The organism is Methanobrevibacter sp. (genome assembly GCF_045644645.1).
GTDB lineage: Archaea > Methanobacteriota > Methanobacteria > Methanobacteriales > Methanobacteriaceae > Methanocatella.
In genome coordinates this window covers 1-15,124 of record NZ_JAZRHE010000107.1, presented here as the reverse complement: position 1 = coordinate 15,124, position 15,124 = coordinate 1, and the positions used below count along the sequence as shown (strand labels likewise).

General features: G+C 35.9%; 23 protein-coding genes. 2 read left to right on the top strand and 21 right to left on the bottom strand.

The annotated features are described in order from the left end of the window. Positions 1-57: 57 nt before the first annotated feature. The 17 genes from ACKI4K_RS06100 to cbiM form a co-directional block, all read right to left on the bottom strand. Positions 58-342 (bottom strand): DUF3194 domain-containing protein, encoded by a 285-nt coding sequence (locus tag ACKI4K_RS06100; RefSeq protein WP_407423276.1) that lies wholly within the window; start codon positions 340-342, stop codon positions 58-60. Between the two features lie 35 nt (positions 343-377). After that, positions 378-725 carry a prefoldin subunit beta gene (locus ACKI4K_RS06095; protein ID WP_407423275.1) on the bottom strand — a complete coding sequence of 116 codons (348 nt, stop codon included), beginning with the start codon at positions 723-725 and terminating at the stop codon, positions 378-380. Positions 726-764: 39 nt separating this feature from the next. Further along, positions 765-1,031 carry a KEOPS complex subunit Pcc1 gene (locus tag ACKI4K_RS06090; protein WP_407423273.1) on the bottom strand — a complete coding sequence of 89 codons (267 nt, stop codon included), beginning with the start codon at positions 1,029-1,031 and terminating at the stop codon, positions 765-767. Next, on the bottom strand, positions 1,024-1,509 hold the full coding sequence (locus ACKI4K_RS06085) for a ribonucleotide-diphosphate reductase subunit beta (RefSeq protein WP_407423271.1): 486 nt from the start codon (positions 1,507-1,509) through the stop codon (positions 1,024-1,026). Before ACKI4K_RS06085 ends, ACKI4K_RS06090 begins: the two co-directional genes overlap by 8 nt. A 42-nt stretch (positions 1,510-1,551) precedes the next feature. After that, complete coding sequence (locus tag ACKI4K_RS06080; protein ID WP_406531809.1) at positions 1,552-1,683, bottom strand: DNA-directed RNA polymerase subunit P; 132 nt, start codon at positions 1,681-1,683, stop codon at positions 1,552-1,554. Between the two features lie 3 nt (positions 1,684-1,686). Then, positions 1,687-1,956, bottom strand: a complete 270-nt coding sequence (gene rpl37A, locus ACKI4K_RS06075; protein ID WP_407423269.1) for a 50S ribosomal protein L37Ae — start codon at positions 1,954-1,956, stop codon at positions 1,687-1,689. A gap of 220 nt (positions 1,957-2,176) precedes the next feature. Further along, positions 2,177-3,661, bottom strand: coding sequence for an IMP dehydrogenase (gene guaB, locus ACKI4K_RS06070; RefSeq protein ID WP_407423267.1), 1,485 nt, complete (start codon positions 3,659-3,661; stop codon positions 2,177-2,179). 12 nt (positions 3,662-3,673) lie between these two features. Continuing rightward, the gene (locus ACKI4K_RS06065; protein WP_407423265.1) at positions 3,674-4,387 is read right to left on the bottom strand and encodes a (5-formylfuran-3-yl)methyl phosphate synthase; all 714 of its coding nucleotides are present in this window, start codon (positions 4,385-4,387) and stop codon (positions 3,674-3,676) included. A gap of 100 nt (positions 4,388-4,487) precedes the next feature. Continuing rightward, on the bottom strand, positions 4,488-5,690 hold the full coding sequence (locus ACKI4K_RS06060; protein WP_407423263.1) for an LUD domain-containing protein: 1,203 nt from the start codon (positions 5,688-5,690) through the stop codon (positions 4,488-4,490). Beyond that, positions 5,677-6,348: a (Fe-S)-binding protein gene (locus tag ACKI4K_RS06055; RefSeq protein WP_407423262.1), complete on the bottom strand. Its 672-nt coding sequence runs from the start codon at positions 6,346-6,348 to the stop codon at positions 5,677-5,679. The genes ACKI4K_RS06060 and ACKI4K_RS06055 overlap by 14 nt, the downstream gene beginning before the upstream one ends. 5 nt (positions 6,349-6,353) lie before the next feature. Next, on the bottom strand, positions 6,354-6,719 hold the full coding sequence (locus ACKI4K_RS06050; RefSeq protein WP_407423260.1) for a DUF2304 domain-containing protein: 366 nt from the start codon (positions 6,717-6,719) through the stop codon (positions 6,354-6,356). Between the two features lie 2 nt (positions 6,720-6,721). Continuing rightward, positions 6,722-7,417, bottom strand: a complete 696-nt coding sequence (locus tag ACKI4K_RS06045; RefSeq protein ID WP_407423258.1) for a glycosyltransferase family 2 protein — start codon at positions 7,415-7,417, stop codon at positions 6,722-6,724. Between the two features lie 15 nt (positions 7,418-7,432). Next, the gene (ribC, locus tag ACKI4K_RS06040; protein ID WP_292608987.1) at positions 7,433-7,891 is read right to left on the bottom strand and encodes a riboflavin synthase; all 459 of its coding nucleotides are present in this window, start codon (positions 7,889-7,891) and stop codon (positions 7,433-7,435) included. 132 nt (positions 7,892-8,023) lie between these two features. Continuing rightward, positions 8,024-8,857: an ATP-binding cassette domain-containing protein gene (locus tag ACKI4K_RS06035; RefSeq protein ID WP_407423256.1), complete on the bottom strand. Its 834-nt coding sequence runs from the start codon at positions 8,855-8,857 to the stop codon at positions 8,024-8,026. Position 8,858: 1 nt separating this feature from the next. Beyond that, a complete protein-coding gene (gene cbiQ / locus ACKI4K_RS06030) occupies positions 8,859-9,551 on the bottom strand; it encodes a cobalt ECF transporter T component CbiQ (protein WP_406531818.1) in 693 nt (230 codons plus the stop codon). Between the two features lie 40 nt (positions 9,552-9,591). Continuing rightward, the gene (locus tag ACKI4K_RS06025) at positions 9,592-9,879 is read right to left on the bottom strand and encodes an energy-coupling factor ABC transporter substrate-binding protein (RefSeq protein WP_406531819.1); all 288 of its coding nucleotides are present in this window, start codon (positions 9,877-9,879) and stop codon (positions 9,592-9,594) included. 11 nt (positions 9,880-9,890) lie between these two features. Next, the gene (gene cbiM / locus ACKI4K_RS06020) at positions 9,891-10,556 is read right to left on the bottom strand and encodes a cobalt ECF transporter S component CbiM (protein WP_407423253.1); all 666 of its coding nucleotides are present in this window, start codon (positions 10,554-10,556) and stop codon (positions 9,891-9,893) included. Positions 10,557-10,754: 198 nt separating this feature from the next. Between cbiM and pyrF the strand changes: the two genes are divergently transcribed. Together pyrF and ACKI4K_RS06010 are read left to right on the top strand one after the other, a co-directional pair. Further along, positions 10,755-11,402 (top strand): orotidine-5'-phosphate decarboxylase, encoded by a 648-nt coding sequence (gene pyrF, locus ACKI4K_RS06015; RefSeq protein ID WP_407423251.1) that lies wholly within the window; start codon positions 10,755-10,757, stop codon positions 11,400-11,402. An 86-nt stretch (positions 11,403-11,488) separates the two neighbouring features. After that, complete coding sequence (locus ACKI4K_RS06010) at positions 11,489-11,734, top strand: DUF5654 family protein (RefSeq protein WP_406531822.1); 246 nt, start codon at positions 11,489-11,491, stop codon at positions 11,732-11,734. A 44-nt stretch (positions 11,735-11,778) separates the two neighbouring features. On the opposite strand, the gene ACKI4K_RS06005 is transcribed toward ACKI4K_RS06010, so the two are convergent. From ACKI4K_RS06005 to ACKI4K_RS05990, 4 genes are all read right to left on the bottom strand, one after another. Next, entirely contained in the window at positions 11,779-12,306 is a 528-nt protein-coding gene (locus tag ACKI4K_RS06005) for a hypothetical protein (protein WP_407423249.1), read from the bottom strand. Then, the gene (locus ACKI4K_RS06000) at positions 12,307-13,230 is read right to left on the bottom strand and encodes a deoxyhypusine synthase (protein WP_407423247.1); all 924 of its coding nucleotides are present in this window, start codon (positions 13,228-13,230) and stop codon (positions 12,307-12,309) included. A 19-nt stretch (positions 13,231-13,249) separates the two neighbouring features. Continuing rightward, positions 13,250-14,152 (bottom strand): CBS domain-containing protein, encoded by a 903-nt coding sequence (locus ACKI4K_RS05995; RefSeq protein WP_407423245.1) that lies wholly within the window; start codon positions 14,150-14,152, stop codon positions 13,250-13,252. 85 nt (positions 14,153-14,237) lie between these two features. Then, positions 14,238-15,124 (bottom strand): hypothetical protein (locus tag ACKI4K_RS05990; RefSeq protein WP_407423243.1); only part of this gene is annotated, 887 nt, incomplete at its 5' end.

Sequence of the window (15,124 nt, the reverse complement as noted above, 5' to 3'; positions counted from 1 at the left end):
ACTTCAATTATTAAAAAACATCCTTGTAGTAATACTCAAAGATTGGAAAAAAAATAATTAGTCCCTGAAATTCTCATTGATATAGGAATCGAACTTCAAATAGGCTTCGTCTATTGCCTTGGAAACCTGTTCCTGATTGATTTCGGAAAGCTCATCAAAAAGGACTCCAACATCAACATCAACATCTAACTGTCCATCATCATAGCTGAGAACAATATCCAAGTCCAAATCCTCCAATTCCTTGACAGAAATTGTTTTTGAAACTTCATTTTCAAGAATTTCACCAAAATCATCGGAAATCTTGGACAGATCCTCATTAGTTAATACTTTTAGCTTTGACATAAAAATCCAAAAAAGAAAAAATAAAGGAAATAAGCCTATTGGCCCATACCTTGCATAGCAGCCTGAATGGTGGCCTGCATCTCTTCAAGTTTTTTCACGACCCTTTCCTCCTGACGGGTCATGGTTTGTTTTCTTAATTGAAGAGTTTCTAGCTTTTCTTCCATTTCAGCTAAAGCGTCAGCATATTCCACTTTAATGAGTAAAGTGCCTGCCTGCTTGAATACTTCAGTATTTTCATCAGTTTTTTTGAGTTCTTCTAATGCCTTTTCAGTTTCTTGAATTTGAATTTCAACATTTTGAACTTGCATACTTACAGCTTGAGCCTGTTGTTGTAATTGTTGAAACTGATTTAATTGACTTTGAATATTTTCAGGAATCTCCATTTTATCACCGTATTTTATTTTAAATTATTCATATGAATATTAATTTGTCAAATTATTTATTTCTAATGCCAATTTTATCCACTTGATTGCAGAGTTTACAGAAGCCCTAAAGGATGTGGAATCTTCAGCATCAATATTGATTAAAATTCTGTTTTCCTCCAAATCAATTGTCATGGAAGACCTGTAATCCGGAGCGGTGCTGAACTCTAAAATTATGGAATCATAAATAATTTTAGCCTGGGAGCCGCTTGCAAATTCAATAGCTATATCACTTTTAACAGACTCAAGAGGACTTTCATCAATCATGAGCAACCTCTAAAATCTTTTTAACATTGATCTGGAATTTATTTTTTTCTCCAAACTTATTGATAAAGTTAATTTTAGCTACCAAATCATCGCTACTGGATATCAGGATACAATTATCCTCTGCCTTATCAACGAGCTCCATGTCCAAAATCTCACTTAAAACATTGAGCCTTTCAACTTCGCTAACTATTTTCAATTGGGAAGGAGCCATGTTCAGTGTTTCGTTTTCGACTGAAGCACTGACAAGAATCACAAGTAAAACTTCCCCCTTATTGGAATAGAATGTGATTTTACTTGGATTCCCTTTGAGTTCATTCACAATAGCCAAGTTAAATTCATCCAGTTCCAGAGCCTTCAAAAGAAGTTCGCGCATATTCATTTTTCCTCTGTTGACGGATGTTGAATCTGTTGAGCGCGCTAAAGTTTTACAAAACTTCCTTGTTTTTTGAGAAGGTTTTCTGGATGTTGAAATTAACATATAAAATCAAAAATAGTAAAAAATTTAGTAAAAGCAGATGAACTATCTTGCTTTTATGACTCTAGTTGTTTCAGGAACTTTTTTAAATAAAATCCTATATCTGCATTTAGGACATTTATTTTCCATGTAGCTTTTATGGTCTACTTCTGCTCCACAACGTGGACATGTATACAAGGCTTATTCCTCCACTTTAATGTCTCTGATACTGCGTGCTGCGGATTTTGCCATAGGAGTCTGTGGAACATAAGCTCCACCGGTGAATACTGCACCGCATTTTCTACATTTCCAAATTCCAGCAGCTTGTCTTTTTACATAAGGCCTGTCACATTTAGGGCAAACATGATCTTTTTTCATGTTTTCTTCGATGATTTTAACAGTTCTTTTTGCTTTTCTTCCGTATCTTGGACCGAACCTTCCTGTGATACCTACTTTTTTAGTTCTTGCCATTTAATATCTCTCCATAATAATGAAATTTGTAATAATGTAAATCAGAACAATTTACATAAATTAATCATAAAATAATCTAATGTAATAATATTGAATTAACTAATATTTAAATGTTTTCTTAAAAACTGATATTTCAAGAATAAAACTCGTTACAAATTATTAAATTTTATTTTTTGATGGAATCTTGAAGCATCAAAAAAATAATAAAATATTATCCAACCTACTCAAGTGTTGGATAATTAGGACTTTCATTAGTAATTAGCAGGTCATGAGGGTGGGATTCCTTAATACCGCTGCTTGTAATTCTAACGAATCTTGCTTTTTCTTTCATTGCAGCAATATCCTTTGCACCACAATAACCCATGGATGATTTTAAACCACCCACCAATTGGAATAAGATTTCTGCAATGGTTCCTCTGTATGGTACAGCACCTTCGATTCCTTCAGGAACATATTTGGTATGGTTCATTTTACTTTTTTGACCCTGGAAGTATCTGTCTGCTCCACCGTCATATTCGCTTGTCATTGCACCCATGGATCCCATTCCACGGTATTTCTTATACTGCTTACCGTTCATGACAACAATATCGCCGGGAGCTTCCAAGGATGCTGCAAGCAAATTACCGAGCATTACTGCATCCGCACCGGCACCAATAGCCTTCGCAACATCGCCTGAGTACCTAATACCACCGTCAGCTATTACAGGAACACCTGAATCCGCTGCAGCATCGGCAACATCTGAAATAGCGGTGAGCTGCGGCACTCCAACACCGGCTACAATACGGGTGGTACACATTGAACCAGGACCGATACCAACTTTAAGTGCATCCACACCCATGGATATCAAGTCTTCAGCAGCCTCTGCAGTTGCAATGTTTCCAACACATAATTCCGCATCAATATTGTCTTTAATGGTTTCAGTGAACTTAACAACGTTCATGTTGTGAGCGTGAGCACAGTCAATGGAAATAATATCCGCGCCGGCCTGGTCAAGCGCCATTGCCCTATCCAAATCAAAAGGACCGCATGCAGCAGCAACCAAAAAGTCGCCGTTCTTATCACGAGCCGCATTAGGATATTGTGCTTGATTTAAAATATCTTTAATAGTAATGATTCCGACTAATTTGCCGTCATGAACAACAGGAAGCCTTTCGACCTTGTTTTCATAAGCGACATTCAATGCCTCTTCGGCAGATACGCCCTCATCAACAGTGACGACATCAGAGGTCATTATGTCTTTAATCGCTGTGGATGGTTCGGATTTTAAGACTGGTCTGATATCCCTTTTTGAGATAATTCCCATGATTTTATCACCATCAACAACAGGCAGGCCACTGATGAGTTCATCATGCATCAATGTTTCAGCTTGAGCAACAGTGGAATCCGGAGAAATGGTTATTACATCACGAATTGTTAAATCTTCAGCATTTTTAACTTTTCTAACTTCCTCAACCTGCCTTTCCTGTGAGATATTTCTGTGAATCACACCAATTCCGCCCTGTTGAGCCATGGCGATTGCAAGGTCTGCTTCAGTTACGGTATCCATAGCTGCACTTAAGACAGGAATGTTTAATTTAATTCCCTTACCCAATTCAATATCAGTACAGATATCCTTAGGTTCAACATAACTTGCATTTGGAGTTAAAAGAAAATCATCGAAAGTGTAGGACATTCTTGCTTCTTGAACTTTTTTTGAAAATGACATAATAACACCTATCTAAAATGAATCGCATAATTCTTTAAGCTCAGCTACAGCAGTATGATGGATCTTACCAGTATTTCTGTCTCCACCCACACAGGCAGCTCCCCTGATTCCAACAACATCACATCCGATATCATGCAACGGTTTCAATTGGTCCTTCTTAACGGATCCTGCAAGTGCAGTCAACAAACCATAACTGTGAGCTTCATCTACAAATTCCTGTAATTTATCAATATCTAAATAATCAAATAATGTATGACCATCCTTAACGGCAGTGTCAAGCATTGCCAGGTCGCATCCTGCATCGCGGGCCACCTTTGGAATATCCATAGGGTCTACTGCTCCAACGCGATGGGCATCGGCATATCCTGCGGCCACAATGATTGTGTCTTCACTGACATCCTTTACTGTCTTTACGACGTTTTCCATGACTTCAACCGCTTCATCATGGTCCTTTGTTCCATATAATCCAACTTTAATATAATCCGCACCAGAAACATGAGCGCCCATTGCCGCAAGGGAAACAGTGCCCGGTTTGTAAGGCACATCTCCCAAAGTAGCACTTACAAGCTTGTCTTCAGGAGTTAATTCTCTAATTTCCTTAATTACCCATGGGAAATTAGCTCCTAAAGAACCTTCTTTAGGATTTTTTACATCAACAATGTCTGCTCCGCCTTTAATTGATTCCAGAGCTTCTTCATGATTTATAGGGCTTATTAATAGAAGCATAAATTTCCTCCAATAAAATATAATTTTATATTATAATACTATTACTTCATTATTACTTATAATATTATTGTTTTTATAGCAGATTTTAAAAAAAAATTAGTTAATAAGGAGAATCCTTTTTTGAAACATTATCCCTGATGATGCCGTGAGCTTTAGGATAAAAGCCAACTTCAGTTGATAACCTTCTCATATTTTCAATGATTTCATTGGTTGGGATGGCTACAGGGCAGTTCAGTGTGCACAATCCGCATAAGGTACACATGTAAAGGCCTGAATTGAAGCAGGTCTCATCGTCTTCGATGAATCTGGACATCGCAACCCCGCGTCCGCCCAGATAGTTGTTGAATCCGAATTCGTTTCCGACGGCATTGTATACGGGGCAGTGAACGACACAGTTCCCGCATCCTATGCAGTAAAGGCATTCTGGTGTTGCCTGGCTCCTTCCGTTGTCCAGAAGAATAACCACTACCCTTTCGGCTCCGTACATGTTTTTGAGAAGCTTCTTTTCAATGTCTGCTGTCTTTGACGGGCCTGAAACCACGTTCATGTATGACGTAACATAGCTTCCTGTGGCAAAGATTGTTTCAAGCTTCACAACAGAGATTGCGTCCTCCAATGTCGGCACCATTTTATCGATTCCAGCTACGATTATATGCAAGTCCTTCAGTGAAACTATCGAAATATTGCCCTCATTGTGCACCATTACAAGGGATCCCTCTTCAGATGCAATTGCATTGGCTCCGCTTATACCTACATTAGCATTTTTCAGACGATTCAGCACATCACTTCTTACGGCCTCCATGATTTCACGGGCTTCGGGATTAACATTGACGTCCAAGGATTCGTTGACGATGTCCGTAATTCTCGAAATGTTAAGATGAGAAGCTGGACCTGTTGGATGGACCGGCTTGTTGTCTGTCTTTTTAAGTTGCAAAATACGATCGCCCAAATCCGTCTCGACAACATCAATACCAGTGTCTTTTAAGTGTTTCTTAAGGTTAATCTCACCCAGGGTATTTGATTTGGCCTTGGCCACTGTAGATGCATTATACTCGTCAAGCAAACCATCAATGATTTCCAGTGCATCACCCGAAGTTTCAGCCAATCTAAATTCGATGTCATTGCGATTAAATGACTCGCAAACCTGATTAAACAATTCCTCATTATGTTCAATTGAGTATTCTTTAATTTCCCGAACCCTTTTTACCAATCTTTTAGTTGATGGTGATTCCTTGATATCATTGGACCTTTTCTTAACTGTATTGAATGATTTTCTCATTGTTTCAAGTTCAGTCGATTCCATCCGCACCACCATATTCCACTAAAAACTCGGTCAAATCCAAAACTTCCAAATCATCATTTTCCAAATTGAGCTTGCAAAACGGGCATGCCGTTATCAGTGTTTTGCAACCGGTATCCTTTGCCTGTTTGATTCTTGATTTGGCCATTTCATCGGCAATTTCGGGATATGCCGACCTGACTCCCCCGCCGGCACCACAGCATAAGCTATCCTCACGAATATTTTCCATTTCAACTATATCCGCAACCGATTTAATGACTTCGCGCGGGGAGTCAAATACGTTGGAATGCCTGCCCAAATGACAGGAATCATGATAAGTCACATTCAAATCTCTTTTGGAGAAATTAAGTCGTCCGTCTTTAATCAAGCCGTCAATCAATTGGGAAATGTGAATTACGTCAATATCCTCGTAATCGTCTTTGAGGGTTTTGTAACATCCTGCACATGAGGTTAAAATCAATTCATCTTTAAAAACTTCAGTGTTTTTTTCAATCTGTTCACGTGCTTCATCTTCAAAACCAGTTCTGAGCAAAACAGACCCGCAGCATTTCTCATCATCCAAAATGTGATAATCCACATCAGCCAATTTTAATAATTTCTCTGTTGCCTTTGAAATATCTGTTTCTTTTTCTCGAGCAGTACATCCTCTAAAATAAATCATACAATCTATTCTTCCTCTTCCAGTTCTATTTCATTGCGAATGGCCAATTCCCTTACCAACTGATTGATTTGCTGGTTCATATCATCGAACTTGATATATAATCTGAATATCAGATACAATGAGAATAACAAACCAATAATGACCAATAAATCTATACCCCTACCAAAACCAAATAAATTTGCAAGGGGCATACTGAAATCAGGTTTAAATGCAAATAACAATAAAACAATCCAAATTACAATCCACAATACAAAAGAGGCGGGAGTGGATTTTTTTGAGTGCATTCTATGATACGCAAAAGCAATTGTAACGATTGCTGCAATTAATAATACGACTTGATATAAATGTAGTGGACCAATAATAAAAAACACCTCTAAATTTTAAATAAATCTAAAATCATTTTAAATAGAATTTTTATTCCAACAATGGCATCTGTTCCCTTATGCTGAGTTTCAGGGGTATAAATTGTAGTGATTTCCACTTCTTCCAATTTAAGATGATTGTCTGAAATCTCCTTAATGAATTCTGATGAGACTGCATAACCTGATGAAACAACATTGATCTGGCTTGCGGCATTAGCAGTGAAAGCTCTAAGACCGCTTTGTGAGTCCTTGACATTCCTTCCATAAAATACCAATGTTAAGAAGTTCATGACAAAATTTGCAAAACTTTTAGAAAACGGCATGTCTTTCAACGGCCTTGCACCTATGCATGCATCAGCTTCCCCATCCTGCAGGGGCTTGACCACCTTGGCAATATCTGATATCTCATGCTGACCATCAGCATCAAAAGTTAGAATATACTCTGCATTTTTATCAAGCGCCACAGTCATTCCCGTCTTTAATGCAGCCCCCAAACCCCTATTGATTACATGGGAAACTATGAATATCCTATCCGGATATTTCCTTTTTGATTCTATGGCTAAATTAAGAGTATTATCTTTAGAGCCATCATTAACAAGTACAACATTGTATCCTTCGCCGGCAATTCCCTCAATGATTTGTGAAACTGTTTTTTCCTCGTTATAAGCCGGGACGACTACAAAAATATCATTTCTTGAGTTTGACATAATAATCTTAAAACATTATAAAGGTCCTGCGTCCTCTTTTCCTTCACGCATTCCCATACCTGCCTCTTTTCTCATTGCTTTTCTGTGATACATCATTTTGATTAAATTCTGTGCATGTTCACGAGCTCTGTTTTCTGCAAGTTTTGCAAGTTCAACAGGATCTTCCTCTTCGTCTTCATGTACAAATACTTCCAGAATATGGGTATTTGTCATGAGCTGTGCATTTATCAAACCGGTGGATGCCTCATGGGCACACATCTTATCCTTTTCCATAGGCCCTGGCATTCCAAGTGCCATTACAATATCACAGTTTTCCTCTTCAATGAGAATTTTGGCGGTTACTGGCAAATCCTTAACGCCCGGAACGGTTTCACGAATTATTTTTAAATCATAAGCATTGTTTTTAAGCTCATCGATGGCTGCTGAAGCCATGTCAAAACGAGCAAAAGTTGTATCACAAATACCGATTCTCATATCTTCACCTTATAAAAGAATATGTATTTTTTAATATAAAACTTTAATCAAAATAAAAAAGTATTATGAATTATTACTGCGAGTAATACTTTGGGTTTTAAAATTATGAAAAATTTTCGAATTAAAAAAAAATTAGTTTTTATTTAACAAATCTAAAAACTTATCCTTAGCTTCGTCAATTGTTAACGGATAATCCCCTTGCATGTCAAAACCATCTTTTTCAAGCTGCTGGAATAAATCTGTAACAATCGGAACCTTCAAATTTGCCTGCTCCAATATTTCCGGTTGTGAAAAAATCTCTTTAGGAGTTCCTTCAGCTATCAGTAAACCATCGACTAAAACAAATATCCTTTCAGCATAGTTTGGAACCAAATCAACTTCGTGAGTTGAAATAATGATTGTGATTCCTTCATCATTAAGCTCCCTTAATAACTTGGACAGGTCAACAACACCCTGAGGGTCAAGACCAGCAGTAGGCTCATCCAAAACCATCACTTCAGGTTTCATGGCAAGAATACCTGCAATGGCAACACGTTTCTTTTGACCTCCACTCAAGTGATGAGGTGCCTTTTTCTCATATCCGCTCATGCCAACACGGGATAGGGCATATTCAACTCTGTCCTGAACCTCTTCCATTGACAATCCTAAATTAAGGGGGCCGAATGCAACATCCTCTTCAACAGTTGGAGCGAATATCTGATCATCCGGATTTTGAAATACAATTCCTACCTTTTGTCTAAACTTAAGCAAGGATTTCTTATCATACTTTAACTCCTCACCATCAATGAAAACCTGTCCTTCATCAGGTTCATAAATTCCATTCAAATGAAGAAACAAAGTTGATTTACCTGCACCATTTTTACCTAAAAGAGCAACCATTTCTCCTTGTTTAACTCTTAAACTAACTCCTTTAAGAGCCTGATACTCAGAATTATAAGCATATTTTAAATTTCTTACTTCTAACATGTTATTCCTCCTTTTTTGGTACGTAAACTGGAAGCTCGCCAGTGTATCCCCTAGAGTCTAGAGAATGCTGTAATGTTTCACTTTTATCAAGAGCCCTTAAGAATATAGTACTTGCAAGAGCACCCAATGATTTAAATGATGTAAAATATGAATTGTACCCTAATCTTGAGTTTTGAGCTTTCTGCATAGTATCGATTTCATTTAGGAAAATGAATATTGTATTATACATCAAAAGTGCTATTTCAATCAGAATTCTTGGAACTTTCAAAGACCTAAGGCAATTTAATATTTTTGCTATCGGTGTAGTAAGTGCTAAAAAACCTAAACAAGGCAAACAACCCATTACACGCATAAATGTATAAACACCATAATGCAATGAATCATTAGTGACCACTATACCCAATATTCCTGTTTCATAAATAACTTCCCCTTTTCCAAAGAAGAACACCAAAAAGATACAAGTTATAACAAGAAATGCCATTGGAATTGATAGAAATTTCAAATAAGATCTATAGTTGATTTTTGCAATTGCTAAAATGACAATAGACATCACAACAAAAATGAACACGTCAAAATATAGATTATCAAGTGCTAAGGTAACAATTAACAAAATAATTGTCAAAAACAATTTTACATAGGGATTGAATTCCGTTAATTCATTATTATGTGCAATATAATCCATATCAAATTTCATAAAATCACTTTAAAAAAAAAAGAAAAAATAAAAGAAGAACTTAGTTTTCTTCTTTTTGTCCTCTCCAGTAGCCAAAGAAGTATCCAATAATAATTGCTCCTATAGCTGCTTGAAGAGCGAATAATAAACTTTCTATTTCACCACTAGGCGGTTCCCATATAGATGAAGCCCAAGGTTTAAAACCTGTTTCTTCAATAGCTTCACCAGCTGCATCATCAGCACCGCCGAAGTATCCGTCGTCTTCTCCATGACCATTAAACATTATCAATGGTGCAATGAATAATACAATACAAACAACTGCTATAATAATTAAAGTTGATGTTTTCATATTTAATCACCTTATGCTTCATTAGGAGCTAATGCGCCTAATTTATCTAATAATTTTGGTTTGTAAGCTTTTAATCTGTCCCATATAATTACAGTTAAGAGACCTTCACCAATAGCTAATGGTACTTGAGTTACTGCGAAAATAACTAAGAATTTCATTAATGCTTCACCGAAAGTTGGAGCAGGGAAAGCAAAAGCTAATTGGAATGAAGTAGCTACATAAGTCAATAAGTCTCCTAAAAATGCTGCAAAGAAAATAGCAATAGTAGAAGATACATTAGCTTTAGTTAATCCTTTATAAATCAACCATGCAGCTAATGGCCCAACAATACCCATTGAGAAGATGTTTGCACCTAAAGTAGTTAATCCACCGTGAGCAAGTAAGATTGCTTGGAATAAAAGTACGATAGTTGCAAGTACTGCTGTTACAGCAGGACCGAATAATGCTGCACCTAATCCGTTACCACAAGGGTGAGAACAACTTCCAGTAACAGAAGGTAATTTCAAAGAAGATAAGACGAACATGAATGCACCACTTACAGCAATTAATGCTTTGGATTCAGGGGCTTCGTCTACAATTTTTTTAATTTGATATATACCATAAGCCACAACGATGAATGATATGACGAACCATACAATACACCATGTCAATGGTAAATATCCTTCCATAATATGCATAAATAATTTCCTCCAAATTAACCTATCAATACAATTTGATAAACTTCTCAATAAAAATTTAAAATATAATTAAAATTTATTAAAGTTTTATTGATAAATTTATTATATGCCTTATTGTATATAAATATTATTAGTAATTCATAAAACAAATTTAGGTTAACCTAATAAATTTAATAATCAAATAAAGAAGTAGATAACATGAAAATAAAAAATAATTTGATTTTAGCACTTGATGTGATGAGTGAAAGTGAAGCTATTGAAATTTGCGATTCAATTGAAGAATACATTGACACCATAAAAATAGGTTATCCTCTTGCACTTGCCGAAGGTCTTGAGATAATCAACAAATTAAAAGACAAGTTCGAATTTCAGGTAATCTGTGACTTTAAAGTAGCAGACATTGATGCGACAAACTCAAAAATATGTGATGAAACATTCAAAGCAGGGGCAGACGCAATAATATGTCACGGATTTGTAGGCACAGACAGTGTTCAGGCATGTCTTGATATGGCAAACAAACACGAAAAGGAACTCTTCCTGCTGACTGAAATGTCACACCCCGGAGCTAAAATGTTTCTGCAAAAAAATGCGGATGCAATAGCTCAAATGGGAGTGGACATGGGAATTACAAACTATGTTGCGCCGGCCACCAGACTTGATCGCCTGTCAGATATCAGAGATATCGTGGGAAAAGATGCGTATATAATATCTCCAGGTGTTGGCAAACAGGGCGGAGACGGCAAAAAAACCCTTGAATATTCAAATGCAATCATTGTTGGAAGAAGCATATACGAGGCGGAAAATCCTAAAACTGCTTGCGAAAATTTAATCAAATCACTTGAGTGAAACTAAACTATTTTAAATAATAAAAATAAATATAGTATTGTTCTAATTATCTATGAACAAATTAATTTTAAACGGAGGGAAAAAACATGGCAAACGAAGTAACAAAATTAATTATGGAAACCATTTTAGGTTTGATTACTACTGCTTTTGCTTTTGTTGCAGGTTTAGCATGGAACGATGCAATCCAAAAATTAATTGAACAATTTATCGGTACCGGAGATGCACTTCCAAGTTTATTCATATATGCTATTGTTGTAACCATTGTTGCAGTAATTGTTACCGTATTACTTGCTAGAGTAGCAGGTAAAATGGGTATTGAAATTGGCGAATAAATACTTTAAAGGAATTTCATTAATTCCTTTTTTTAACTTCTTTTTTATGATAATTTTTCAAAAACGATTCCGGCCGTTTCATAAGCTATTTCAAATGATATGAAACATATGAATATCAAAATATCAAATACACCACAGATAGCTAAAATTAAAATAACAATCTTCATCACAAAGCGATATTCAAAAAACAGATTTAAAAACCTGTTATCGGTGACCTTTGAGATTAGTTCATGACCAACTTCATCGCCAAATGCCGCAAGTATACAAATCAGCAATATAACCAGCCTCAAATCCGGAATACCGCACAATAGAACTATTGCAAGAAATACTATCAGTGTAATTATATGAGGGATTCCGTCTATCTTTAGAGCCAATAGACAACCTATCATTACTGAAATAAAAATGTAAGCGGCATCTATACTGTAAACAGCAGCCATGGCTGATGAAACTGCACACAGAACACCGAATACAGTGGCCAATTTAATATCATGTTTTTCATCAAATAAATCATCCGAATACTTCATAAAGAATCCGGACAGTAAAAATAGAATTGCGAGAATAATGTAACTCATCTAATCACTGTTAATTTTGTCTAAAGCAGCCGCATAAATCAATGGGAAAATTACTGTAACATCTCCAACAACACTGGCCAGATTAGAACCGCATTTGGCCTTTGCCCAGGATTTAGCCTCTTCAAGAGGTGCTCCACCAAGACTGCCTGCTTCGGGCCTGTCCATTGTAATCTGAATTGCAGCATCAAGACCTCCTTTAATAACATTGGAAGCCAGCGTATAATGTTTTGTAAGGCCTCCTCCTAAAAGTATCGCACCTACCTTTTCAGATTCAAATACTATATCCGACAGATACGGCATATCTCCGGCTGCGCTTACAATGAAATCATAATCCTGTGTAAAAATCCATAACTGAAGACCCAACATGGAGTCAATCAAACCGGGAGCAAAAATAGGAACATTGTTTCTTGCAGCAGCTGCAACAAATGAATTTTCATCCCCAACCAAAAGACCTATTTCATAAAGCAGCTCCTGAATTGAAACAACCTTCTTTTTAGAAGAAATTTCTTCGAATATCTTTATTATTTCCGTCTCAAAAAAAGTGAAATCATCCGAACCAACATTAATATCGGCGATACGTCCAATTCCGTCAGCATTCAAATCCTCATCATCCCGTCCTTCATGCTGATAATGAGCTCCTCCAAATGCCTCTACAAGATCATGGGTTATATTTGCTCCGCTTGAAACAATCAAATCGACATGACCCTCATTTATCATTTTAGTCACAATATTTCTCATTCCGCCAGGTATTAATGGTCCTCCCAAGCTCATAAACACGTTCATTTCTTCATCCTGAATCATGTCTACGAGAATGCCGCAAGCTCTTCCGACTCTGCCTGCACCCAATACGCCTGATTTATCAAATTGATTCACTAAATCAGATACCTTCATATCACTGTCAACATTAATATGGTTTACTTTCATTAAATCACTTAAATCATAATTAGTTTGTAACTATTGGAAACTGGTCTAAATTAGTTATAATATTAATCAAATCTGTTCTTGTGACAATTCCCAGTAGCTTGTTTTCGTTGTCCGCCACGATCAATCTTGAGATGGACTTGTTAAGCATAACTTCAATTGCTTTAGCAATTTTCAAATCTTCATTTACAATTACAACATTTGTAGACATCAGTTCACCTACAGTTGCATCTTCCATATCATTTGCAATGGCCGAAACCAAGTCTGTAACTGTAAACACTCCAACTACCTTTCCATTTTCCATAACCGGAGCGCCATCAATTTCATTTGAATTTAATTTTTTCGCAGCATCCTTTACGGAACAGTCCATCTTAAATGAAATCACATCACGGCTTGCAATTTCACCAACAGTCTGTTTGGGAATGCTTCTGATGGTTTCTGTATCAACAAGCAGAATGTTGTCCATATCATCACGGCCAACAATGGTACCCATAATTCCCAAGTTATTAACCGGCGTAGGTCCAATACTTACGACATCACCCAAATTCAAGCCCTTAATGCTTCCCAATACCTTAATTGCAGCTTCACATTCACTAGGCTGAGGAACACTTGTAAATTCTATTTTTGCAACGGAAATATCCTCAATCCTTTTACCATTTTTATAAACCGGCACTTTGGAATCCTCATCAGAAACTGAAATATTCAAGGAATGATAAGCATCAATGGTTGGCTTATATCCTCCTCTGGGTCCCGGCACTCCCTTAACTAAACCTAAACTTCTAAGAGATTGCATCTGGTTTCTGATTGTTCCGGGATTTCTTCCCATAACCTCAGCAATATCTTCACCCTTGATAGATTTACCCTTGGAAGATTGATATAAATTTATTAAACTTTGTAAAATTTCTTTTTGAACAGATGTTAACATGTTTAATCCCCATTACATAGTATAATATTATTATTTTTGTAGGATATAGCATATAAATGTTAATGATTTATCATGATGGACTCTTTCAAAAACTTTGTTGATTTTCAAAATCGTTTTTTCGATTTTGGTTCCAAATTAGATCTCTGCGATATATTCGTTTTAAAACACCTCGTTTGGTCTTGAATGTTCGTTTTCTTGATTTTGGCATTGTTTTTTGGAAAGCATTTTCAATTTTATTACTTGTTTTTTCAATTTTCTTATCTTTTAAGTGATAAATGAAGCTTTTATATCTTGGAAAAATGAATTTTCTAATTATTTTATAAATAACTGGATGAAAATCATCTTTACGATAAATTAATGATTGTACTTCATTTTTAAATTCATCAAAGTCATTTAAATCGAATAAATCTTTGATTAATTTTAGTTGTTTGTGGCATTCTTGATATTCTTCGTCAGAAAGATGATATTTATCTTTAAAGTCTTTTAATTGTTTGTTTAAACTTTTTTTAGTATGGAAAATACATAATTGGTGTTTGAAACCTAGTTTTGGGATAATTGAGGAATATTTTTTATCTAAATCTGTTGTGATTGCTTTTTTATTTTTATTTGCTGTTGATTCTCTTAAAAACTTTTCAACAGTTGTTTCATCTTCAGTATCGTAAATTGCATCTGCTACAATGCAATTTGAAATAGCATCAAGTAATGTGTGGCGATATTTCCATTCCCCATTGATTTTTATCCATTCTACATCAAAGACATAATAACCCGAGCAACGTCCTAAATCAAATTCTAAAATGTTTTCATTAACAAAAAGCCAATTTTCAATTGTTCGATGCGAAACAGTGATTCCAAAGAATTTTTTAAAAGATTTACAAACATTTTTCAAGCTTCCCAGATAATCTGAAATTAAATGCTCTGATTCACTTTTTAATTCATTCGTAAAATTGCTGTTTTTATCAACAAGATGTGTTA